The organism is Cardiobacterium sp., assembly GCF_057314735.1.
Genome location: NZ_DBHKZK010000049.1, coordinates 108,636 through 132,658, shown reverse-complemented (window position 1 = coordinate 132,658; position 24,023 = coordinate 108,636). Strand labels below are relative to the sequence as shown.

Annotated in this window: 24 protein-coding genes; all 24 read left to right on the top strand. The window is 54.3% G+C overall.

The window, feature by feature from the left end; genetic code table 11:
• Positions 1 to 7 precede the first annotated feature (7 nt).
• The 24 genes from ACO54Z_RS06350 (at position 8) to ACO54Z_RS06235 (ending at position 24,023) form a co-directional block, all read left to right on the top strand.
• Positions 8 to 841, top strand: coding sequence for a phosphatidate cytidylyltransferase (locus ACO54Z_RS06350; RefSeq protein WP_485996271.1), 834 nt, complete (start codon positions 8 to 10; stop codon positions 839 to 841).
• 28 nt (positions 842 to 869) lie between these two features.
• Complete coding sequence (gene rseP, locus ACO54Z_RS06345; RefSeq protein ID WP_485996270.1) at positions 870 to 2,225, top strand: RIP metalloprotease RseP; 1,356 nt, start codon at positions 870 to 872, stop codon at positions 2,223 to 2,225.
• Between the two features lie 305 nt (positions 2,226 to 2,530).
• Positions 2,531 to 3,634 (top strand): type IV pilus assembly protein PilM, encoded by a 1,104-nt coding sequence (pilM, locus tag ACO54Z_RS06340; RefSeq protein ID WP_485996269.1) that lies wholly within the window; start codon positions 2,531 to 2,533, stop codon positions 3,632 to 3,634.
• Positions 3,634 to 4,224 (top strand): PilN domain-containing protein, encoded by a 591-nt coding sequence (locus ACO54Z_RS06335; protein WP_298079119.1) that lies wholly within the window; start codon positions 3,634 to 3,636, stop codon positions 4,222 to 4,224. The genes pilM and ACO54Z_RS06335 overlap by 1 nt, the downstream gene beginning before the upstream one ends.
• Complete coding sequence (locus ACO54Z_RS06330; protein ID WP_485996268.1) at positions 4,221 to 4,871, top strand: type IV pilus inner membrane component PilO; 651 nt, start codon at positions 4,221 to 4,223, stop codon at positions 4,869 to 4,871. Before ACO54Z_RS06335 ends, ACO54Z_RS06330 begins: the two co-directional genes overlap by 4 nt.
• Positions 4,861 to 5,436, top strand: a complete 576-nt coding sequence (locus ACO54Z_RS06325) for a pilus assembly protein PilP (protein WP_485996267.1) — start codon at positions 4,861 to 4,863, stop codon at positions 5,434 to 5,436. Before ACO54Z_RS06330 ends, ACO54Z_RS06325 begins: the two co-directional genes overlap by 11 nt.
• A 22-nt stretch (positions 5,437 to 5,458) precedes the next feature.
• Positions 5,459 to 7,699, top strand: a complete 2,241-nt coding sequence (locus ACO54Z_RS06320; RefSeq protein ID WP_485996266.1) for a type IV pilus secretin PilQ — start codon at positions 5,459 to 5,461, stop codon at positions 7,697 to 7,699.
• 68 nt (positions 7,700 to 7,767) lie between these two features.
• Positions 7,768 to 9,198: an Asp-tRNA(Asn)/Glu-tRNA(Gln) amidotransferase subunit GatB gene (gene gatB, locus ACO54Z_RS06315; protein ID WP_485996265.1), complete on the top strand. Its 1,431-nt coding sequence runs from the start codon at positions 7,768 to 7,770 to the stop codon at positions 9,196 to 9,198.
• 91 nt (positions 9,199 to 9,289) lie between these two features.
• Positions 9,290 to 11,113, top strand: a complete 1,824-nt coding sequence (gene typA / locus ACO54Z_RS06310) for a translational GTPase TypA (protein WP_485996264.1) — start codon at positions 9,290 to 9,292, stop codon at positions 11,111 to 11,113.
• 281 nt (positions 11,114 to 11,394) lie between these two features.
• Positions 11,395 to 12,258 carry an alpha/beta hydrolase gene (locus ACO54Z_RS06305; protein WP_485996263.1) on the top strand — a complete coding sequence of 288 codons (864 nt, stop codon included), beginning with the start codon at positions 11,395 to 11,397 and terminating at the stop codon, positions 12,256 to 12,258.
• Between the two features lie 52 nt (positions 12,259 to 12,310).
• Positions 12,311 to 13,324: a tetraacyldisaccharide 4'-kinase gene (gene lpxK, locus ACO54Z_RS06300; RefSeq protein ID WP_485996262.1), complete on the top strand. Its 1,014-nt coding sequence runs from the start codon at positions 12,311 to 12,313 to the stop codon at positions 13,322 to 13,324.
• Between the two features lie 74 nt (positions 13,325 to 13,398).
• Complete coding sequence (gene guaB / locus ACO54Z_RS06295; RefSeq protein ID WP_485996261.1) at positions 13,399 to 14,850, top strand: IMP dehydrogenase; 1,452 nt, start codon at positions 13,399 to 13,401, stop codon at positions 14,848 to 14,850.
• 170 nt (positions 14,851 to 15,020) lie between these two features.
• Positions 15,021 to 15,410, top strand: coding sequence for a DUF6404 family protein (locus ACO54Z_RS06290; RefSeq protein ID WP_485996260.1), 390 nt, complete (start codon positions 15,021 to 15,023; stop codon positions 15,408 to 15,410).
• 269 nt (positions 15,411 to 15,679) lie between these two features.
• A complete protein-coding gene (locus ACO54Z_RS06285) occupies positions 15,680 to 16,054 on the top strand; it encodes a DUF6404 family protein (protein ID WP_485996259.1) in 375 nt (124 codons plus the stop codon).
• A gap of 149 nt (positions 16,055 to 16,203) precedes the next feature.
• Positions 16,204 to 16,572, top strand: a complete 369-nt coding sequence (locus ACO54Z_RS06280; RefSeq protein WP_485996258.1) for a DUF6404 family protein — start codon at positions 16,204 to 16,206, stop codon at positions 16,570 to 16,572.
• A 137-nt stretch (positions 16,573 to 16,709) separates the two neighbouring features.
• A complete protein-coding gene (locus ACO54Z_RS06275) occupies positions 16,710 to 17,096 on the top strand; it encodes a DUF6404 family protein (RefSeq protein ID WP_485996257.1) in 387 nt (128 codons plus the stop codon).
• A complete protein-coding gene (locus ACO54Z_RS06270; RefSeq protein WP_485996256.1) occupies positions 17,089 to 17,508 on the top strand; it encodes a DUF6404 family protein in 420 nt (139 codons plus the stop codon). Before ACO54Z_RS06275 ends, ACO54Z_RS06270 begins: the two co-directional genes overlap by 8 nt.
• Positions 17,501 to 18,013 (top strand): hypothetical protein, encoded by a 513-nt coding sequence (locus ACO54Z_RS06265; RefSeq protein ID WP_485996255.1) that lies wholly within the window; start codon positions 17,501 to 17,503, stop codon positions 18,011 to 18,013. Before ACO54Z_RS06270 ends, ACO54Z_RS06265 begins: the two co-directional genes overlap by 8 nt.
• Positions 17,991 to 18,527, top strand: a complete 537-nt coding sequence (locus ACO54Z_RS06260; RefSeq protein WP_485996254.1) for a hypothetical protein — start codon at positions 17,991 to 17,993, stop codon at positions 18,525 to 18,527. Before ACO54Z_RS06265 ends, ACO54Z_RS06260 begins: the two co-directional genes overlap by 23 nt.
• Positions 18,502 to 18,864: an MmcQ/YjbR family DNA-binding protein gene (locus ACO54Z_RS06255; RefSeq protein WP_485996253.1), complete on the top strand. Its 363-nt coding sequence runs from the start codon at positions 18,502 to 18,504 to the stop codon at positions 18,862 to 18,864. Before ACO54Z_RS06260 ends, ACO54Z_RS06255 begins: the two co-directional genes overlap by 26 nt.
• A 13-nt stretch (positions 18,865 to 18,877) precedes the next feature.
• Positions 18,878 to 20,455 (top strand): glutamine-hydrolyzing GMP synthase, encoded by a 1,578-nt coding sequence (gene guaA / locus ACO54Z_RS06250; RefSeq protein WP_485996252.1) that lies wholly within the window; start codon positions 18,878 to 18,880, stop codon positions 20,453 to 20,455.
• A 3-nt stretch (positions 20,456 to 20,458) separates the two neighbouring features.
• Complete coding sequence (locus ACO54Z_RS06245; protein ID WP_485996251.1) at positions 20,459 to 21,301, top strand: hypothetical protein; 843 nt, start codon at positions 20,459 to 20,461, stop codon at positions 21,299 to 21,301.
• 868 nt (positions 21,302 to 22,169) lie between these two features.
• Complete coding sequence (locus ACO54Z_RS06240; protein WP_485996282.1) at positions 22,170 to 23,087, top strand: AAA family ATPase; 918 nt, start codon at positions 22,170 to 22,172, stop codon at positions 23,085 to 23,087.
• 369 nt (positions 23,088 to 23,456) lie between these two features.
• Positions 23,457 to 24,023, top strand: coding sequence for a YagU family protein (locus ACO54Z_RS06235; protein ID WP_485996250.1), 567 nt, complete (start codon positions 23,457 to 23,459; stop codon positions 24,021 to 24,023).

Sequence of the window (24,023 nt, the reverse complement as noted above, 5' to 3'; positions counted from 1 at the left end):
AAACGCCATGCTGCTTTACCGCATCCTGACCGTACTGGTCATTGCCCCGCTATTCTTCTGGATTAACCTCTACGCCGACGCGGTCTGGTTTAACCTCTTTTGGCTGGCGCTGGTTGCCCTCGCCGCGCGCGAATGGGGCAACCTGTTGCGCTGGAAACCGCGCAGCCGGTGGAAATACGCCCTCATCAACACTGGCATCGCCGCGCTCGGCCTGCTCCTGCTCGAGTACGGCCTCGGTGGCGTCGCCAAAAGCCGCTTGCTGTTCTACTTTCTCGCCGCCGCCTCATTCATCTGGCTGTTCATCGTGCCATACGCGCTCTACCGCTATGGCCGCGACCAGCGCCTCAACCTGCCCGACAGCCTGCTTGCCGTCGCCGGCTCGGTGATGCTGCTCGCCTTCGTCTGGGCAACCGTTGCCATCCAGCGCATGATTGGCGGCGGCGGCCTGCTTGGCCTCTTTATCATCGTCTGGTGCAGCGACATCGGTGCCTACTTCGCCGGTCGCCATTACGGCAAACGCAAACTGGCGGAAAAAATCAGCCCGAAAAAAACCGTCGAAGGCTTCATCGGCGGCTTCCTCGCGGCGATGCTGGCGGCGCTGGTGTTGTCATTCATCGTCAAACTGCCGCTCGGCCTCTGCCCGTTCCTGCCGCTGACCGCGCTGGTCGTTATCTACGCCGCCATCGGCGACCTGTGGGAAAGCGTGCTCAAACGCCGCGCCGGTATCAAGGACAGCAGCAACATCCTGCCCGGCCACGGCGGCATCCTCGACCGCATCGACAGCTGGCTCTCGGCAATGGTGCTGTGGGCGGCAGGCTTCCTCTACGCCAACCTTTTCTGAACACCATCACTGCAAGGAGACGCAGGCAATGTTACCCGCGCTTTGGGGAATACTCGGCTTTATCATCACCATCGGCATCCTCGTCACCATCCACGAATGGGGACACTTCTGGGTCGCACGCCGCTGCGACGTCAAAATCATCCGCTTCTCGCTCGGCTTCGGCAAACCCTTCCTCAGCTGGCGCGGCAAAAAAGACGGCACGCTCTACACCCTCGCCCCCATCCCGCTGGGCGGCTTCGTGCAAATGCTGGGCGAGAGCAGCGACGAAGCGGTTGAAGAAGGCGAAAAACACCGCACCTTCCAGTCCAAAAAAGCCTGGCAACGCTTTCTTATTGCCTTTGCCGGACCTGCGGTCAACCTCCTCTTTGCCGTTCTCGCCTTCGCTGCCCTGTATCTTTACGGCGTGCAGGGCTTGCGTCCGGAAATTGCGTACATAGCGCCGGACAGCCTCGCCAGCAAAGCGGGATTACAGGTTGGCGACCAAATACGCGCGATCGCAGGCAAAGACATCCTGCTCAGCAGCGACGCGCATATCGCCCTCGTGGGCGCGCCGCGCCGCAGCGACGTCAACCTCGTCATCCAGCGCGACGGTGAAGAACGTATCCTCGCGCTTGATCTCAGCGGATTGCGCGCGGGCGACGAGCTGAAAATGGACGAAGCGACCGGGCTCTACCTTGTTGACGAATGGCTACCCGCCAACGTTGCCGAGGCTATCGCGGACGGTCCGGCGGCAGCGATGGGCATCGCAAAAGGCGACCGCATTACCGCCGTCAATGGCAAAGCGCAAGACCTCATCCGCATCGGCAAAGTCATCGCCGACGGCAAACCGGGCGCGAATATCGCCATTACCGTCATGCGCGCGGGCAACGAACAAACCCTGCACGGCAAACTCGGTTCGCGCACCGACAAAAAAGGACAAGAACACGGCTTCCTTGGCGTCAAATGGCAGCCGGTGGACGTCTCCGCCTACCAGACCGTAGAGCGCTACGGCGTGTGGGCATCGCTCGGCCACGGCTGGGACAAAGTCGTTTATTACGTCCGCCTGACCTACGATATGTTTGGGCGGATGTTCGCCGGGAAAATCTCGCTCGACAACATCGGCGGGCCGCTCACCATCGGTGACGCGGCAGGCAAAACCCTGCGCTACGGCTGGGACATCTTCCTCAACTTCCTTGGCGTGGTCAGCCTCTCGCTTGCTGCCATCAACCTGCTGCCGGTACCGATGCTGGACGGCGGCCATATGCTCTTCTACGCGCTGGAAACCGTACGTGGCAAACCGCTCTCCGAAACGACCATGAAATGGGCGCTGCGCGCCGGTGCGACGCTGGTGTATGCGTTGATGGGCTTCGTCGTCCTCAAAGACTTCTGGAAATATCTGCTGTAAAAACAGCAAAAAACCTTCAGCCCTTCCCAAACATTACCATTTTGCCCGCCTTCGTGCGGGCAAAAACGCTTATACGGCAGAAAAACCGTGCCTTGCAAAGCAGACAAACATGAAATTTGTGTTACAATAGCGCAATCGCAAAATTTGTTGTTTTCTGGACACGCGATGTTTTACCAGTATTTTCAACACACTTTGCAGTCACATTGCAAAATGCTTAAGAAAAGACTAACCAAATATTGATTTTTGTTCAGAAAGCGGATAAATTGAGCATGGGATTTAGATAAGACGTTTGAAGACTGCCGTGATTGCACGAACTGCCAGCATCCCGCTGGCGGCAGAACATCCCGGCAGGCTTAAAAGGAGTTAAATATATGTTGGGAAAACCTGAGATTATCGGGGTAGATATCGGGCAATACAGCATCAAGGTTGCCAAGGTCAAACAGTCGGGCAAGGCATTTACCGCCAATCACCTCGCTTACGAAGTGATTCCGCCAGACGTACGCCAACAGCGTGACCGGGCAACGCTGAGTACACTTGTTGCAAACATCCTGAAAAAACAAGGGGTGAAAAACGGGCAGGTGGTTCTGCACGTTAATACCGGCGACGTTATCATGCGTGAGGTTAATGTAACATCCTCCCTGCGTGGCAATGAGCTGGAAGGTGCAGTAGAGCTGGAACTGAATGACGCCATTCCTTTCGGCATGGATCAAGTCTATTTTGACTTCGATGAAGTGCCGAACAAAAAAGGAACGCGTTTGGCAGTTGTGGTACGTCGCGATGTTGCGGATGACAAGACGGCACTCCTGAACAAATTGCCGAAAAACTTCAGCAAGCCACAGGTAGATGTTGATGCCTTCGCTTTTACCCGCGTATTGAAATATGTTGCCAAGAATGATGTCGGCAAAAACGACCGCATCATGCTGATTGATATTGGCTTCAGCCGCAGCCGTTTCTATGTCTGTAAAGGCAGCGAACTGCTGTTCAGCCGTGAACAGCAAATTGGCGGCAATACGGTCAATGAAATCATCATGGACGTCTTTGATATTGATGCCGAATCTGCAGAAAACCGCAAAATTGGCCACAGCTTTGGCGATGAGTACAGAGATTTGGTATTGACGCCCTATGTACAGACTTTTTCCGAACAGCTTCATTTGGCGTTGGACTTCTACGAAGCAAACAATGTCACAGAAAATCCCGAACCAATAAAAGTCATTTATCTGACTGGTGGTGGTGCAAGACTGACCGGTTTCGTGGATGCACTGGGTGCTGCAAACGTTTCGCACACGATTAGATTGCTGAATCTGGCTCCTTATATCAAGCTGTCAGGCTCACAACGTTCTGATGATACGTTGCAGTCTGGAATCAATCATGCCTTGGCAATAGGCTTGGCGATGGAAGGCACAAACTAATGGCTAGAAAATTTAACCTACAACCGTGGCGTGAACAACGTCGCGACGAACAGAAGAAAAACTTCACCTATGCAAGTTTTGGCATCGTTTTCCTTTGCGCAGCTGCGTTAGGTGCTGATTATTGGCAGCAAACCAATTATATTGAAGAACAGAAATCGGCAATTAGTCAACTGGAAGAAAATATAAATAAACTTTCTACTGCTGAAACTGAAGTTAAACGCTTACAAGAACTCAACAGGCAAGTTAATTTGCAAATTGATGTTATTCAGGGCTTGCAGGCGGAGCGTGGACTGGCGACGGAAATGTTGGACTATATTGCTCAACATACACCGGAGACGGTATTTTTAAGTTCTATTAATTATCAGGCAGGAAAAGTTGTTATTACCGGGGTTGCCAGTAATGATAGTGGAGTCGCTCAATTTATTCGTAATATGGAAAAGTTCCAATATTTTTCCAAGGCATCTATTGAGAATATTGTTACTGCAGTAAAAAACAATAGTTTTACCGTTCCTGAAGGAAGTGAAGTTAAACAGTTTACGGTTCATATAGATGTCAAACGTAATCCTAAAGTTGAAGGAGGTCAGGGATGAAATTTGTATCACCCTCACAGCTAGATACCAGTAATCCTGGTACATGGCCCGTTTATTACAAGATTATATGCTGGGTAATTATCGTAGGATTGATGGCATTTGTTTATAACAAGTTCTTTAGACAACCTTTGGTTGAAGAACAAGATACTCATGATGCAAAAATTACCGAGTTAAAAGACAAATATAAAGTGCTTTATCAATATCAACAGGATCTTCCCAAATATCAAGAAAGAACAGAGGCATTGGTTGGGGTCTTGAGATCATTGCTTGAATATTTGCCTTCAGATGATGAGGTTCCTGATCTTATTGATAGCGTTTACGTCGCTGGCGTAGATAATGGTATTATTTTTGATTCTTTTGTCAGGCCAGATGTTGATATAAAACAGCCTTATTACAATATTAAACCGGTAAAACTGAAAGCCGATACACAATATGCCAATTTTGCTAAATTTACAGGGAGAATGTCAGCATTGCAGCGTATCATGAATGTTTCTGATATGTCTATCAAAATAGCAGACAATGATCCTAATAAATTAACTATTGAGAGCCAGTTACAGACCTATGTTTACAACGTAGACCTGGATGAGTTTTTAAAGAAAAATTTGGAACAACTAACCAGCAATGGAGAGGGTCAAAATGCCAAATAAGACAATCTTGTGCAAGGCAGTCGGTTTATCTCTTGTTGTGTGTCTATCAACGGGCTTTATGAATGGTAGTCCGGAATCTGAAGTAGCGCAGTTTATACAGGAGACATCCGAGACCGTAAAACCGAGCCCCAATCTTGATCTTGGTTCCTTGCCAGCAAACAAGGAATATGTTCCCTATGCGTATCAATCCGAGAATACTGATCCTTTTGCATTGAAGCCTTTCGTGGTAGATGCAAAGGCTCCGGTAGATGAAAAACAAGATACATGTGCTGATGATAGTTGTGGTGATGGTGCACCAGTACCACATACCAAATATTTCCTAGAAAATTACGATTTGGGTCAATTATCAATGGTAGGCACGGTTGTGAATAAGAATCAGAGACGTGCTGCACTGATTCAGACCCCCGATGCAGGTATTGTTAATACTATGCAAGGTGAATATATGGGTAAAAATAATGGTCTGATAATTTCTATCAAACCTGATCACATTATGGTTCGTGAAAAATTTAAAGTTCCACGCGGGTGGCAGAACCGGATGGCCATTTTAGAACTCTTTACTTATTGATTTTTACAGAGGTTATGGAATTATGAAACATATCTTTACTGGAAGCTTGTTGCTGTTGTCCTCAAGTTTATATGCGGCAGCTATTAGCGGCGTTGAACATGGTAGTGCTGCTGGCGGGTATCAACTCGTATTTAAAAATGCAGGGGTTAAACCTACAGCATTCAATACCGATTCTTCTATTGTTCTGGATTTCCCCAATACGACATCTTCCATGAAATCCCGTGGTGTAGATGTGGCTTCTAATGGAATTTATAATGTGGATGTCATTCCGGGACAAGGACGCACCCGTGCTGTTATTAATTTGTCTTCACCGATGAATTATAATGTCAGCCAGCAAGGGCAGGATGTCATAGTAAATGTAATGCCTGGTTCGAAAGCCGCTCCTAAAGGAGCTCTTGCTGTCAAAACGCCTGCTGCTCCTGCTGCCGGATTTAGAGGAGCCGTTAATCCACAAATGGTTACTGTTGGCAAAGGTACTGCTACCATTGGCAAAGGTGTTAATTCTGCCAGCGCCCTTGCGCCGGAATTTCGTCGCACTTCTAATGGCCGAGCTGCCTTTACCTTTAATTTGCCATCACCCGATACAGTCGTGAATGTCCGCAAAGATGGCAATAAAGTAATAGCGGATGTACGCGGTATCACAATCAGTAATAGTGAACAGAAGCGCCTGGATGTAACAGATTACAATACACCAGTCAGCTATGCCGAAATTAAGAAGGGAAATGGTGGTGCTACAGTCTCTTTAAATATGGCAGGTAACCCGTTTGAGTTTGTCAGTTATCAGAGTGGTAATACCTACACCATTGAGGTAATGAAACCGGCACAAAATGCCCAAGATCGAAAAGTGCAGGAAATGCTTGGTTTTGGTAGTGGTAAACACTATAAAGGGGAGCCGTTATCTTTGAACTTCCAAGATATTGAAGTTCGTGCGGTTCTGCAAATTATTGCCGAGTTTACCCATAACAATATCGTAGTCAGTGATGGTGTAACGGGCAATATTACCTTACGTCTGGATAATGTGCCTTGGGATCAGGCTTTAGACATTATTATGAAGACCAAAGGGCTGGATAAACGTCAAAGCGGTGATGTTATTTATGTGGCGACACTCGAGGAATTAAGAACCTCTGAATTAACGATATTGCGCACATTGGAAGAAAAAAGAAGCCTGACGCCAACACGTATTGACCGTATTCAGGTACAGTTTGCGCGGGCTACGGACCTCAAAAAATTGATTGATGAGGCAAAAAATAATGTACGTGCAACCAACACTAACGGATTATCCAATAATGTGGATTCCATTCTTTCTGACAAAGGTTCGGTATCTGTAGATGAAAGAACGAATACCCTGATTGTGAACGATATTCCGGAAAAGATTCAGGCTGTACGTGAGCTGGTTGCCGAACTGGATAAACCAGTCAAACAGGTGCTGATAGATTCCCGTATTGTGCTGACAGAAGATAATTACGCCCGTGACTTGGGTGCTCGTTTCGGTGTTTCTTTCATTAACCGCAGCAACAGCAAGCTGATTACGGGAAGTGGAACTAGCAATGCCTCAACCAGTCTGGCTACAGATATTGTGAATGGAACGCGTCCGCTAAATATTCCGGATCTGTCCAATCGTTTGGGTGTCAATATGCCGGTTATTGGTGGTACTTCCGGTACACCGGCAAGTTATGGTTTGTCCATCTTGAGTGGTGATTTCCTGGTAGATTTGGAATTGTCTGCGCTGCAAACGGAAGGTCGCGTAGAAATTGTTTCCAGTCCGCGCGTAGTCACCCAGGACGGCGCTCAGGCAGAAGTCTGGTCTGGTACTGAAGTACCGATCGTGACGCGTAATGAGAGTACCGGTGGTACTACGTCCACTACATTAGAAACGGTTACTGCCGCACTTCGCCTCAATGTGACACCCCGTATTGCACCAAACAATATGGTTGATATGGAACTAAATATCAATAATGATGAATTGGGTAATAACGTTTCTGTTGCAGGGCAAACTTCGTTTACCAAGAATACCAGCGGCGTAAAAACCAATGTGTTGGTAGATAATGGTGAAACGATTGTTCTTGGTGGTGTTTACAAGCAAAGACAATCAGCAAAAACAGACAAAGTTCCGCTCTTGGGCGATATCCCGGTTATCGGTAATGCCTTCAAGAAAAATTCACGGGAATTCAAGAAGAACGAAATGCTGATCTTCGTTACCCCGCGTATCGTGGACAAACAACTGGTTGATAACGACAAGTTCTCCAGCTTGCGGGACAAGTAAGCAAACCCTATAATTTCCATACCATCTTTGCCCCACCTTGGTGGGGCTTTCTTTATGAGGAAACCCGTATGCGTTATGAACCCGTGATTGGCTTGGAGTTGCATATTCAACTGGCGACTGAAAGCAAGCTGTTTTCGTCGTCTTCGGCGGCTTTTGGTGCCGAGCCCAACACCCATGTGAATGAAATCGACCTCGGCTATCCGGGCGTGCTGCCCGTGCTCAATGCGCAGGCGGTGCATTTTGCGACGCTGTTTGGTCTGGCGATTGGCGCGGAGATCAACCCGCACGCTTTTTTCATGCGCAAGAATTATTTTTATCCTGACCTGCCCAAGGGTTATCAAATCAGCCAACTGGATGATTCGATTATTCGCGGCGGCAAAATCGTGGTGGAAACGGCTGACGGCACGCGGGAAATCCGCATCAACCGGGGGCAACTGGAGGAGGACGCGGGCAAATCGGTACACGATGCCTTTTCCGACCGCACCGGTATTGACCTCAACCGTGCCGGAGTGCCGCTGATTGAGCTGGTTTCCGAACCGGATATGCGCTCTGCCGCCGAAGCGGTCGCCTATATGCGGCAATTGCACCATCTGGTGCGCTATCTCGGCATCAGCGACGGCAATATGCAGGAAGGCTCATTCCGCTGCGACGCCAACGTGTCCATCCGCGAGAAGGGCAGCGACGTGCTGAACCCGCGCGTTGAGCTGAAAAATATCAACTCCTTCCGTTTCGTTGAGCAGGCGATTAACCTGGAAATCGAGCGGCAGAGCGACATTATGGAAAGCGGCGGCACGGTCGAGCAGGAAACCCGCCTGTTTGACCCCGACCGCATGGAAACGCGCACCATGCGCAGCAAGGAAGAAGCCAACGATTACCGCTATTTTCCCGACCCCGACCTGCTGCCGCTTGACCTCTCGCCCGCGTGGATTGCAGAAATCCGCGCGACCTTGCCGGAACTGCCGCAGGCGTGCGCCGCCCGTTACCAGCAAGCCTACGGGCTCGATCATGATGCGACGCAATTCATCCTGCAAACGCGCGAAATGGCCGACTACTACGACGCGCTGACCGCCGCCTGTGGCGACGGCAAGCTGGCGGCGAACTGGCTGCAAGGCGAATTTGCCCGCCTGTACAACGAGTTCGGTGGCGGTGTGCAAGACATCCCGCTTTCCGCCGAGCGCTTCGCCGGACTGCTGCTGCGCATCAAGGACAACACCATCTCTGCTGCCGTCGGCAAAAAACTGCTGCCGCAACTGTGGGAAAGCAATGAAACCGCCGACGCGCTCATTGCTGCACAAGGCCTGCAACAGGTAAATGACGACAGCCAAATCGCTGCCTGGGTCGATGAAGTCATCGCCGCGCACCCGCAGCAAGTCGCCGCCTATCGCGACGGGCAGACGAAAATGCTCGGTTTCCTCACCGGCCAGGTGCTGAAACGCTCGCAGGGGCAGGCCAACCCGAAAACGGTGAACGCGCTGCTGCAAGAAAAACTCGCCCCGTAACCCCGCGCGCGGCGTATAATCCGTGCCCGTCACGCCGCACGATGCGGCGTTCTTTATGCCCAAAAAACCCCAACCACAGACAAGGTGAACCGTGAGTGATATCCATGATGTAAAAAAAATCCGCAACATAGCCATCGTCGCGCACGTCGACCACGGCAAAACGACGCTGGTCGATCAACTCTTCCGCCAATCCGACACCCTGGCCGAACGCGCCGAAGTCTATGAGCGGATGATGGACTCGATGGACCTGGAGCGCGAACGCGGCATTACCATCATGGCGAAAAACACCGCAATCCGTTGGAAAGACTACCAGATCAACATCGTTGATACCCCCGGACACGCCGACTTTGGCGGCGAAGTCGAGCGCGTCCTCTCCATGGTGGACAGCGTGCTGCTGCTGGTTGACGCGATGGACGGGCCGATGCCGCAAACCCGCTTCGTCACCCAAAAAGCCTTCGACATGGGACTGCACCCCATCGTCGTCATCAATAAAATCGATCGCCCCGGCGCGCGCGCCGACTGGGTGCTGAACGAAACCTTCGACCTCTTCGACCGCCTCGGCGCCACCGACGAACAACTCGACTTCCCCATCGTCTACGCCTCCGGCCTGAACGGCTACGCGGGCGACAACCCCGACATCCGCAGTGGCGACATGACCCCGCTCTTTGAAGCCATCGTCGCCCACGTGCCGCCGCCTGCCGTGGATCGCGAGGCGCCGTTCCGAATGCAAATCTCCTCGCTTGACTACTCCAGCTACACCGGCGTCATCGGCATCGGCCGCGTTGAGCGCGGCAGCATCAGCAGCAACACTCCAGTAAAAATCATTGGCCGCGACGGCGCGGTGCGCAGTGGCCGCGTCCTGCAAATCTTCAAATTCCTCGGCCTCGAAAAAGTCGAAGTCGATAGCGCCGCCGCCGGTGACATCATCTCCTTCACCGGCATCGACCCGCTCTACATCTCCGACACCCTCTGCGACCCGAACCACGTCGAAGCGCTGCCGAGTCTCTCCGTCGATGAACCGACAATGAGCATGACCTTTCAGGTGAACAACTCCCCCTTCGCCGGGCGCGAAGGCAAATACGTCACCAGCCGCCAAATCAAGGAGCGCCTTGACCGCGAACTCATCCACAACGTCGCCCTGCGCGTCGAAGAAATGGACGACCCGGACAAATTCAAAGTGAGCGGCCGTGGCGAACTGCACCTCTCCGTGCTCATCGAAACCATGCGCCGCGAAGGCTACGAACTCGGCGTCTCGCGTCCCGAAGTCATCTACAAAGAAGTTGATGGCGAAACCCACGAACCCTACGAATTCGTCGTCCTCGACCTTGACGAACAACACCAGGGCGCGGTGATGGAGCGCATGGGCGAGCGCAAAGGCGAACTGCGCAACATGGTGCCGGACGGCAAAGGCCGCATCCGCCTCGAATACCTCATCCCGACGCGCGGCCTCATCGGCTTCCAGACCGAATTCATGACCCTCACCTCCGGTTCGGGCCTCAAATTCCAGATCTTCGACCACTACGGCCCGAAAAAAGACGGCCTCGGCAAAACGCGACACAACGGCGTTCTCGTCTCGATGGCGACCGGCAAAGCGCTCGCCTACGCCCTCTTCAACCTGCAAGACCGCGGCCGCCTCTTCATCGGCCACGGCGACGAAGTGTACGAAGGCATGGTCATCGGCATCCACAGCCGCGACAACGACCTCACCGTCAACCCGCTCAAAGCCAAACAGCTGACCAACATCCGCGCCGCCGGCAGCGACGAAAACCTCATCCTCACCCCGCCGATTCGCAACACGCTGGAGCAGGCGCTGGAATTTATTGACGATGACGAACTGGTCGAAGTCACGCCCAAATCCATCCGCATCCGCAAAAAATACTTGACGGAAAACGAACGGAAAAAGGCGAAAAAATAACCGATGAAAAGCGCAATGGCGGGGCGAAAACCCCGCCATTTTATAGTGGAATAAAACAGAAACAGCCCAAGAATCCCCCTCCCCCGCAGGGCGAAGCCCGCAGCGGGGGAGGGTCGGGGTGGGGGTATATCGGCGTTTTTTCCTGTTTTCAGTTCCCTGCACAAGCACACGGAAAAAATACGATTCCCCAGGATTTTGAACAGGTTCTGACACCCCGCGCGAACTGGGCAAACAGCGGCGCGCGCAGTATCCTGTCTGCCCCATTTCTACCGGAGGCTGCCATGAGCCCGACCCACATTCCCGCGCAAATACCCGCCGCCATCGCCGCCCGTCTGCAACAAATCGGCGCCGTCATTGAAACCGCCGAAACCGGCGCGATGTACGCACCGCTGCAACCGCGTGAGCCCTATGCCAATGTCCGCGTTCTGCGCGACGCGCGCTACGGCGACGACCCGCGCCACCGCCTGGACGTCTTCACCCCGCAAACCGCAGACACCGCTCCGCGCCCCGTCTTCCTCTTCATACATGGCGGCGGCTTCGTCAGGGGTGACAAACGCAACGGCGACAGCCCCTTTTACGACAACCTCATGCTTTGGGCGGTCGCCAATGGCCTGGTCGGCGTCAACATGACCTACCGCCTTGCGCCTGCCCATCCCTGGCCGGCCGCGCAACAGGACATCGCCGCCGCCTTGCGCTGGATACAGACGAACATCGCCAGCCGTGGCGGCGAACCGCAGCGCATCATCCTTGCCGGACACTCGGCAGGCGCGGCACACGCCGCACAATACCTCGCCCACCCGGCGCTGCGCCTGGGAGACGACGGCGCACGCGGCGCCATCCTCGTCTCCGGCATCTACGACACCATGCGCGCCGAACCCAACGAATACCTGCACGCCTACTTTGGCGATGACCCGACACAACTCGCCGCCCGCTCCGCCCTGCCGGGACTGCTGCAGGCGGGCGTCCCGCTGCTCATCGTCAGCGCCGAACAAGACCCGCCCGACTTCCAGCGACAGGCGGCATTACCGGGACTGCCACATTACCAGTTGGCGGGACACAGCCACATATCCGAAATCTTCGCGGTGGGGAGCGGCGATCACGCGCTGGGCGATTTGATGCGGGATTTTGTCGCGCAACACGTCTGAAGGTGGCATGACGTGCGTCTTCATCACGTCTCAATCCCCATCCGGAGTACTCATGCCCCACGATCTGCCTCACTTCTGGCGCCGCCGCACCTTCACCAGCTATTTGCTGTTGCCGCTCTCGGCGCTGTTCGCCCTCGCGACCGCCTGCCGTCGCGCCCTTTATCGCGCGGGCATCTTGCGGCAATACCGCGCGCCCATCCCCGTCCTCGTCGTCGGCAACATCAGCGTCGGCGGCAACGGCAAAACGCCGCTGGTGCAGGCGCTCGTCCGCGCGTTCCAGGCGGAAGGCATCGCCGTTGGCATCATCAGCCGCGGTTACGGCGGCACGGCGCGGGAGGCGACCGACGTCGCCACTTACGCGGACGCCGCCATCGTTGGCGACGAACCGCTGATGCTTTGGCACAGCACCGGCGCGCCAGTGGTGGTCGCGCGTAAGCGTGCTGAGGCGGCGCAAAAACTGCTGCGCGATTACCCCGCCACCCGTCTCATCCTCGCTGACGACGGCCTGCAACACTACGCACTCGCCCGCGACGCGGAAATCGCCGTTATCGCCGCCGATTTCGGCCTCGGCAACGGTTGGCTCATGCCCGCCGGGCCATTGCGCGAAAGTGTCGCCCGCCTGAAACGTGTCGATGCGGTAGTGCATAGCGGGGCAACATCCCTGTCAAAAAATGATAACCGCAGGGCAGGGCAGGGCAGTTATACCCTGGCATACGCCAGCGACGGCGTGCGCCCGCTCGGCGGTGGCGTGCTGCAACCGCTTGCGCGCCTGAATGACTGCCCGCTGTACGCGCTGACCGCCATCGCCCGTCCCGAACGCCTTTTTAACAGCCTGCGCGCGCAGGGTGCAGAACTCGCCGCGACGCGCAGTCTGCCCGACCACGCTGCGATACCCGCTGACGCCGCCGCGTTTGCCGAAGACGGCTGGCTCATCATCAGCGGCAAAGATGCGGTGAAAACCGCTGCCTGGCCGGAGACACTCAAGGCGCGCACCTTCGTCGCCGATTATCGCGCCGTGTTGCCGCCAGAATTATTGCCCGCGTTGCGACGCAAGTTGGGGGTGTGAACACGCCCCGCGCCCAAGCCCCGCCGTGCATTCTGCTAAAATACGCCGCCACTGAAAATCAGGAGGCTCACACCATGCGTATCATCGAAGAAGCACTGACGTTTGACGACGTCCTGCTCGTCCCCGACTATTCCGACGTCCTCCCGCGCGACGTCGATCTCTCCGTGCCGCTGGCGCGCGACATCCGGCTCAACATCCCCCTCTTTGCCGCCGCGATGGACACCGTCTCCGAAGCGCGCCTTGCCATCGCCCTCGCCCAACTCGGCGGCATCGCCATCATTCACAAAAACATGACGCCGGAACAACAGGCGAACGAGGTGCGCAAAGTCAAGCGCTTTGAATCCGGCGTCATCCGCGACCCGCTCACCACCACGCCGGACACCACCGTCGGCGCGGTGCGCGAAACCACGCAGGAGCACAAATTCTCCGGCCTGCCGGTCATCGAAAACGGCAAAGTGGTCGGCATCGTCACCCGCCGCGACCTGCGCTACGTCGAAGACGACGTCCCCGTGCGCGAAGTGATGACGCCGCAAGAGCGCCTTGTCACCGCCAAAGAAAACGCCAGCACCGAAGAAATCAAAGGCCTGTTGCACAAACACCGCATCGAAAAAGTACTGCTGGTTGATGACGCATTCCGCCTGAAAGGCCTCGTCACCGTCAAGGACTTGCGCAGCGCGCGCGACTACCCGCAGGCGTGCAAGGACGAAAACGAAAGCCTGCGCGTCGGCGCCGCCATCGGCACCGGTGGCGACAGCGAGCGCCGCATCGAACTCCTCACCGCCGCCGGGGTGGACATCATCGTCGTCGATACCGCACACGGCCATTCCAAAGGCGTGCTCGACCGCGTGCGTGACCTGCGCCGCCAGCATCCCGGACTGGTCATCGTCGGCGGCAATATCGCCACCGCCGACGCCGCCATCGCGCTGGCAGACGCGGGCGCGGACGTGGTCAAAGTCGGCATCGGCCCCGGCTCCATCTGTACCACCCGCATCGTCGCCGGTGTCGGCGTGCCGCAAATCTCGGCGGTGAGCAACGTCGCCCAGGCGATGAAAGGTCGCCCGGTTTCCGTTATCGCCGACGGCGGTCTGCGCTACTCCGGCGACATCGCCAAAGCCATCGCCGCCGGGGCGCACGCGGTGATGGTCGGCGGCCTGCTCGCCGGTACCGAAGAATCGCCCGGCGAAGTCGAACTCTACCAGGGCCGCTCCTACAAGGCCTATCGCGGCATGGGCTCGCTCGGCGCGATGAGCGCGGGCTCCGCCGACCGCTACTTCCAGGGCGGACAAAAAGCAGAAAAATTCGTGCCGGAAGGCATCGAAGGCCGCGTGCCGTACAAAGGCGCGGTCGCGGGCGTCATCGAACAACTGATGGGCGGCCTGCGCTCCAGCATGGGCTATACCGGCTGCCGCAACCTCGCGGAAATGCGGGAAAAACCGCGCTTCGTCCGCATCAGCAACGCCGGGATGCAAGAATCGCACGTCCACGACGTCACCATCACCAAAGAGCCGCCGAACTACCGGCGCTAAACCGCAATGCCCGCCCTGCACAGGCGGGTATTTGTTTTCCTGCGCCATTTGCCATTTACATACACATCGAGCGCTCAGGTGTATGTATAAAATCCTCTAAAACAAAAAGCTCGCATGGCGAATCATCAAGCGGCAACACTTTTCTTCTGTCAATCTGCAAGGAGTACACCATGAGTTATCCGCCCGCTATCGAAAAAGCACTGGCTTACCTGCAAACCAAAGATATTCCGGATGAATTCAAAAATGACAAAATGTGGTACGCGCACAAATTCTTCTGGAAACGCGGTATTGCCTTGCCGCCTGCTATATTGGCAGATTTCTCTGTTAATACGCTTTACTTTGGCATTTATGGAATGCTGATGTATTTTCCGGTGTCATTGATAACGGGTCTGGTATTTCGCATTAATAAAAGTTGGATTGCTTCAGAAGTGATGGTTGATTTGCTGCTTTGGTTTGTCGCTTTTGGCTTTGTTTTGGCCTGGCAGAAAAGTCGTGAGCGACGCAATCTAGGCTTGCTTTCATGGAAAGAAATCCAAAATCTGCCCGATGAAAAACCGTAAAGGCCACAGGGAGCGTTTTGGAGTACCATCCCAAAACGGGATACGCGAACAAAAGCGTAAAACCACCAAATAACGCCCTCCCCCTGTGGGGGAGGGCGGGGGTGGGGTTAGCCCGTATACTTCGGTGCCTATTACGGCAGGCGCTATCTGCCATTTACATACACATCGAGCGCTCAGGTGTATGTATAAAATCATCTAAAACAAAAAGCCTGCATGGCGAATCATCAAGCGGCAATATTTTTCTTCTGTCAATCTGCAAGGAGTACATCATGACTTATCCGCCCGCTATCGAAAAAGCATTAGCATACCTGCAAGAAAAAAACATTATTTCCTTTCACCGGGAATCGGTATTGCACAAAATATTATGGCGGAGCGGTATTGAGATACCGCCGCCGATACTGGCAAGCATTACAATAAATATTATTACTGGCGGTATAAATACCAGTATCCGCCTTGTACCAATAATGCTGATATTTATCTACGGCTTCAATATTCATGCGTCTGCGGGATTATGGATTTTTATCTTTGTCTTTAACGCCATATTTTGGGGGCTGTTTCTCGCATTGTTGGAGCGCTACGCGCGTCGTAAATTTGCGCTTCTTTCGTGGCAGGAAATCCAAAACCTGCCTGATGAAAAGCTGTAAAGGCCATAGGTGCGCTTTGGAGTACCGTCCCAAAACGGGATACGGGAACAAAAGTGCGTAAAGCCACCAAACACCTCCCTCCCCCGTGGGGGAGGGGTGGGGGCAGCAAACCATCCGCGTTAGCGACTGTATTTCTTAAGGAGTTCATCATGTCATATCCGCCTTCCATTGAAAAAGCACTAGTATATCTGCAAACGGTTGATATACCGAAAGGATACCAGGAATATCCTCGGTTTTACCAATTCCTCTGGAAAAAAGGTATACCGCCTGCTTTGTTGTCAGGATTTTTTACTAATATGCTGGTTTTTGGGCTGAGATATGGAACCCTTTTGGTTTTGGCAATATTTTTCCTGGTAGAGCGCAATAATTGGAGTTTCCCTGGTGGGTTGTTCTATCGCTGGGTTATTTATGGAGTAGTTATCGGATTGGGTTGTGCGTTTGATGTGAGAAGGACGCAGAAAAAATTAAAGTTGCTTTCGTGGAAAGAAATCCAAAACCTGCCCGATGAAAAACCGTAAAGGCCACAGGGTGCGCTTTAGAGTACCATTCCAAAACGGGATACGGGAACAAAAGCGCGTAAAATCACCAACAACTCCCTCTCCCGTAAGGGCTGGGTGGGGGCAGTAAACTATCCGTGTTCTTGAAGGAGTTCATCATGTCATATCCGCCTTCCATTGAAAAAGCACTAGCCTATCTGCAAACTATTGATATGCCCAAAGGCTATCGAAAACATCCTTGGTTTTACAGATTACTTTGGAGAAAAGGCATCACGCTTCCGCCTGTATTATTGGCAGGATTTTTTACTAATATGATAATCTCAGGACTAATAAATGGATTTTTTGTCGTTTTAATATTATTTTTATTGATAAAACGCAATGAATGGCATTTTCCTAGTGATTTTTTCTTCCACTGGGCTATCTTTGGTATTGCTACCGGATTGGGTGGTGCGTTCGGTATTAGGCGTGTACAGAAAAAATTGAAACTGCTTTCGTGGCAAGAAATGCAGAATCTTCCCACCATTCCAAATAATAACCATGACTGAGCCTTTCCCCCATTATCCAAAGCCCGTCATTTACCGGCCAGCAAAAACCGGGCAGCAAAATGGCGTTTATCCGCCTTCTATCCGCAGCGCTTTGGCAATCTTGCAACCGCTTGGGTTGCCCGGCTGGTGTCAGCGCACGCCGTTGCATCATTTTCTTTGGCAGCGGGGCGTGATGTTGTCGCCGCCGATATTGGCGGGTTTTGTCGGCAATTTTATGGGCTATGGTTTTTGCTTTGCACTGCTTGCCGCTTTGGTTTTATGGCTGCTTTCTGGCGGGTCATTGCTGGCAATCATGGGCGGCGCTTTTTCTGCCGCGATGATTGGCGGGTTAATCGTCGCCTGCCGTTTGCGTGAATGGCGGGAAGCACACAATTTGCCATCGTGGCAGGAAATCTGGAAATTACATGAGTAAAAAGTATCCCAAGCCTGCGCTATGGTTTCGCCTGTTGCTGGCTTTGATTTGTTGGGGTGTGGTTTGGTTGATGGTTTATTTTCGGCTGGTGCGGGATATTCCTGAGCGGCAAATGCCGGATGAACATTTTGCGGTTTGTGTTATGGATGGGAGTTATCCGCGTTTTGACCGGCTTTCGGGCAAAAACTGGGGGAAGTATCCGCTGTGTCGTGAAGCCTTGCAGTATCAGGATGGCAGTTATCGTATCGATATTGTGCGCGATGGTGATACGGTTTATGGCAAGGTCTATGAGGATATTCCGGGCGACCCGCGAGAGTTTGTTTATCGTCTGGACGAAAGGGCAACCCCGCCGACGGTTATACCGCTTTGGTGGCAACGGGCAACAACGGTAGAGAAAATTACCGCTGCTTTTTATGCGATACCGTTGGCATGGTTGCTTTATAGTGTCATCTCTTTTTATGTTATCCGTTATAGAGGGAAATATGGCAAAGAAAACCTGCGCTAAATCGTTACTTCCCTTTTGGCTGCGCATTCCGCTTGGTCTTGCTTGTTGGCTCTTATTGAGTTTGGGCTTTTTTCTTTGGCTGGCACCAAAACTTGATACGCCCAATGCGTTATTTTCGGTTTGTATTTTGGATGATGCACGTCCGCAACTGGTGCGTTTGGCAGAGCCGGCGCAATGGCAAAGCAAGCCGCTTTGTCGTGAGTCGCTGTATTTTGAGGAGAATGATGGATTGCACCGTATTTATCTTGAACGCGATGGCGATGCGCTTTATGTCAGGGAATTTGCCGACAGTATGAGCGATCCGCTGGAGTTTTCTTACCGTATTGATGACAGCACCCAGCCGTCAACGGTTACGCCATTATGGTGGCGTCATGCAGCTACGCTGAAAAAGATGGTTTCTGCTGTTTACGCTATTCCTTTCGCCGTCATTCTTTACCGTATTTTGCGCCGGGTTATGATCCGCCGTTTTTTCCGCAAGGAGGATAGTCGTGAATCCGCAAATGTTATTCACTGAAATGGAAACCCGCTATGGCGTCGCGCCAGAGTTTTTGTGGCGCGCGCATCCTGATTATGCGGTGTTCCGTCATGCGGATAACCGCAAATGGTTTGCGGTGTTGTTGAATCCGCCCGGTACAAGTGTCGGTTTGCCGCAGGCGGAGGCGGTGCAGCTCCTGAATGTGAAGGCGCAGCCGGAAAATCTGTTAATATTGCGCGGTATGGATGGTGTGCTACCCGCCTGGCATATGAACAAGGCGCATTGGGTAAGTTTGCAGCTCGCGGTTTTGCCCGATGCGGTAATTTGGGATTTGCTGGATGACAGTTTTCTTTTAACCCGTAAACGTTTTTCTTGACCAAGGATTTTTTATGACGACCCCGCCCGATGCCGACAAGGTTCTTATCCTCGATTTTGGTTCGCAAGTTGCGCAATTGATTGCCCGCCGCGTGCGCGAGGCTCATGTTTATTGTGAGTTGCATCCGTTTGATATGCCGCTGGCCGAGATTAGGGCTTTTAATCCGAAGGGGATTATTCTTTCCGGCGGCCCCAATTCGGTTTATGATTCGGACTATCAGGCCGATACCGGGATTTTTGATTTGGGTGTGCCTATATTGGGCATTTGTTACGGGATGCAGTTTATGGCGCATCATTTGGGCGGTGTGGTTAGCCCCGGCGATCAGCGCGAGTTTGGTTATGCGCAGGTGAAAACGATTGACAGCGATTTGACCCGCAATATTCAGGATGATTTGCCGCATACGCTCGATGTGTGGATGAGCCACGGCGACAAGGTTTCGCAATTGCCGGAGGGTTTCCGCATTATTGGCGAGACGCCTTCTTGCCCGATTGCGATGATGGAAAATGTTGCCAAGCATTTTTATGGCATTCAATTCCATCCGGAGGTTACGCACACCAAGCAGGGCAGGGCGCTAATTAACCGCTTTGTTTTGGATATTTGCGGCGCGCGGCCAAGCTGGACGATGCCGAATTATATTGAGGAAGCGGTCGAAAAGATTCGCGCGCAGGTCGGCGACGAGGAGGTGATTCTCGGTCTTTCCGGTGGGGTGGATTCGTCGGTCGCCGCCGCGCTCATTCACCGCGCCATTGGCGAGCAGCTTACTTGTGTGTTTGTCGATCATGGCCTGCTGCGTCTCAATGAGGCGGAGAACGTGATGCAGATGTTTGCCAAAAATCTCGGCGTGAATGTCATCCACGTCGATGCCAGCGCCGATTTTATGGCGAAGCTGGCGGGCGTTACCGACCCGGAGCAGAAGCGCAAGATTATCGGCGCGGAGTTCGTCGAGGTCTTCCAGCGTGAAGCGGGCAAGCGGGCAAACGCGCGCTGGTTGGCGCAGGGAACGATTTACCCGGATGTGATTGAGTCCGCCGGGGCGAAGACGAAGAAGGCGCACGCCATCAAGAGCCACCACAATGTCGGCGGTTTGCCGGAGTCGCTCAATCTCAAGTTGCTGGAGCCGCTGCGCGATTTGTTCAAGGACGAGGTGCGCGAGTTGGGCGTCGCCCTCGGCCTGCCGCATGACATGGTTTACCGCCATCCGTTCCCCGGCCCCGGTCTCGGCGTGCGCATTCTCGGCGAGGTGCGGCGCGATTATGCCGACCTGCTGCGCCGCGCCGACGCAATTTTTATCGAGGAACTGCGGCAGACGCGCGATGAGAACGGTGTCTCGTGGTATGACCGCACCAGTCAGGCGTTTGCCGTTTTTCTGCCGGTGAAGTCGGTCGGGGTGATGGGCGATGGCCGCACTTATGATTATGTGGTCGCGCTGCGCGCGGTGATTACCAGCGATTTCATGACCGCGCACTGGGCGGAGCTGCCCTACAGCCTGCTGGGGCGCGTCTCCAACCGCATCATCAACGAGGTGCGCGGCATCAACCGCGTCGTTTATGACGTCAGCGGCAAGCCGCCGGCGACGATTGAGTGGGAGTGAGCGATGAGTACCGACTTGATGCTGACGCTGGCCGTCATCAGCGTGAGTGGCATTATTGCCCTGTTTATCAGCAGGATGGTGGTTGATAGCGAGCGCAAAGGCGTACGCCTGCTCGTCGCCACGATGGTCTTCGCCATTCTTGTCGCCCCCGCGCTGTGGGGGCTGAATCACTATCTGCGCACCACCACGCCGGACAGTGAGCCTGCGCCGCAACAGGGCGAGGATGAACCACAACAGGGCGCACTGCTGGCGACGCTGAAAGAAGAAGAGCCGCAGGTTTATCAGGAAATCCTCGCCAAAATGCGGCAGGGCGGGAGTACCGACCCGCAACAGCTGGAGACGCTCTTGCGCGAGACCTACGCGCCGGTGCTGTTGCGACGACTGCCGCGCCTCGGCGACGCTACCCTGCAACAGTTCGAGGCGATTTTTTTGAAACAGCTCAAGCTGTTACAGGAGCGCGACCCGGAGCAATGCTTTGCCCTGCTTTTTCCGGGTAACGGCGTAGCGAGCGACATGGCGCTGTTGCGCGAAACCACCGCCCAAAGCGGCATGGACGCGATGCAAATCGCCATCCTGCGCGACAAAACCACGCCTGCCGCACCGCCAGATGCCGCCGCCATTCAGGCGCTACAGGCGCAAATCCGGCAAGACCTGCACCAACGCTACGGCGAGAAAATCGTTCTGGCGGCGGTACCAGAAATGGCAAAAACAGCGGAAGACCGCGCCTTTCTTTGCGCGGCGACGATTGATTTCTACGAAGCGCTGAATGACCCCGCCGACCCGGTGAAAACTGCGCTGTTGCGGCAAATACTTTCCCCAGGGGCAGCGGACAGTCCGACGGAGTGAGCGCAGAAGGCAGGTCGTTTACATACACCATTCCCGCTATCCTGTATGTAAATTGGATGGTGTCCTGAAATGTATGCTGTCTCAGGGGCGTCTGAATTGCATTGGCGGTGAAGTTACGGATGCTACCCCCTCCCCAACCCTCCCCCCGGGCCCCATGCAAAATGCGGACGCATTTTGCATGGGAACCCGCCCGCTGCGGGCTTCGCCCTGCGGGGGAGGGGGCGAACCGGCGGAATATTGGCAACGGCTGGTTTTTGCCGCTCTGCTGGTTATCAGCATACATTTCAGGCCACCTTCGTAATTAGTAGGGTAGGTCTTGACCCACCATGACGGAACACGCGGCTTTAACGGTGGGGCAAGCCCCACCCTACAACCGCTGGAAGCCTCGCGCGAAAAATACCTGAACGCCTGAAACCGTTCGCCGTTTACATACACCTTCCTCGCTATCCTGTATGTAAATTGTAGGGGGGCTTGACCCACCATGACGGAACCCGCGGCTTTAACGGTGGGGCAAGCCCCACCCTACAACCGCCGGAAGCCTCGTGCGAAAAATATCTGAACGCCTGAAACCGTCCGCTGTTTATAGCAATCCTCGCAAAGCCCTGTACAGCGTTGCGCCGCCTCGCCGTACTAAACTGTACTGCCTTCGGCGGCGTGCCTTGTACAGAACTTTGTGAGTATCGCTATACATGCACCTTCCCCGCTATCCTGTATGTAAATGGCAGCATTGGGAAAATCCCCGTCGCGGTCGGCGGCTTTTTGTTAAGATTCCGCCACATTCGTACCGCACCGCCCGCGCAGTGCGGTTTTTTCACTACGGAGCTTTTTCAGGGAGATATGTATGAAATCACCGGTGTTACCTGCCGATTTGCGCCAGCGGCTGCATCAGGCGCTGTCGCAGCTCGCCTCGATTGTCGTCGGCAAGCAGGAGGCGATTGCGCTTTCGGTTGCCTGTCTGCTCGCGCGCGGGCATTTGTTGCTCGAAGATTTGCCCGGTGCGGGCAAGACCACGCTCGCGAAGGCCTTTGCCGCCACGCTGGGGCTGGATTTCCGCCGCATTCAGTTCACCTCGGATTTGTTACCGGCGGACGTCATCGGTTTTTCCACGCTGGATACGGCGACGCAGGCGCTGGTGTTCCATCAGGGGCCGGTGTTCACGCAGTTGTTGCTGGCTGACGAGATTAACCGCGCTTCGCCCAAGAGTCAGTCGGCGCTGTTGGAGGCGATGGAGGAGCGGCAGGTGTCGGTGGATCATCACACCCACCCGCTGCCGTCGCCGTTTTTTGTGATTGCCACGCAAAACCCGCTGGAGCAGATTGGCACGTTTGCCCTGCCGGAGTCGCAGGTCGATCGTTTTTTGATGCGCCTCTCGCTCGGTTATCCGTCGGCGGCGCGCGAGGCGGAGATTTTGCGCGGTGTGTCGCGTAGCGAGATGCTTGCCGCCGCGAAACCGGTGCTGTCGCGCGAGGAGATTCTCGCGTTGCAGCAGGCGGTGGTGCAGGTGGTGGTGTCGGAGTCGCTGTCGCAATATGTGCAGAAGTTGCTGGCGCATACGCGCACCAGCGGCGATTTTGTCCACGGGCTGTCCACCCGCGCCGGTCTGGCGCTGGTGCGGGCGGCGCAGGCGTATGCGCTGTTGCGCGGTGAATCGGCGGTGTTGCCGGAGTTTGTGCAGAAGGTGTTTCCGGCGGTCGCCTGGCACCGGCTGCGTTCGGTACACGCCGACAGCGACGGTCATCAGGCGGCTCTGGCACGGGTGCTGGGGCAGGTGGATGTGCCGTTGTAACAGGAGTTTGTTTGGAGTCTGGGAAGAACCCGGTTCCCTGCGTAAATGGAAGTAGGGCAACCGTTGATATTCTCCCTCTCTCGCTACGCGGGCAATGCGTCCCGGTGGAGAGCTGGAACAGTTCGCGCGGTGAAAAGCATTGTTTGTATAGCAAGAGAGATTTGGGGAGAGCGGCTGAGATGAAAAACCGAAACGGCTCTTCGGAAACAATATTGTTCACCCCCTCCCCGACCCTCCCCCGCTGCGGGCTTCGCCCTGCAGGGGAGGGGGACATTGCTTCTATCCGCAGATTTCAGGCAGACTTCAAGGATTGGCACGTTTTTGTGCCGTTTTGTCATTCTTTTTATTTTTGGATATTGGGAGATTGTTATGTCTATTTTGGGTTATGGCCTGACGGAACGCCGCGTCAATTTTGGCGTGATTTTTTGGACGACGATTGTCGGCGGCTTTTTCAGTTCGCTGGTGAAATGGGGCTCAGAGGTGAATATGCCGCCGCGTGTGCCGGGCGAGGTGTCGCCGCCGGGGGCGCATATTGATGCCTGGCTCGGTTGGCTCGGTTTTAATTCGCACTCGCTTGATTATGTCTATCAGGGGGCGACGGTCGCCGGTGCGGTCACGCTGTATCACTGGCTCTTCAGTTTTGCTTTTGTCTATGTCTTTTGCTCTGTTTTTTGGCCGCGCATTCGGATGTGGTATGGCGTGCTTTATGGTTTGATTATTACGGTAGTGATGCACGGCTTTTTGATTCCGCTGCTCGGTTTTCGTAATCCGGTGTATGCAGAGGGCAAGGTCGGCTGGTTATGGAATTTGAATGGTTATGAGCTGTGGAGCGAGATTCTCGGTCATATTTATTGGTCGGTGTCGATTGAGGTCTGCATGATTGCGGTACTTGCCCATTATGCCCGCCCGATTCGTGGCGATTGGGTGGTGCGCTGA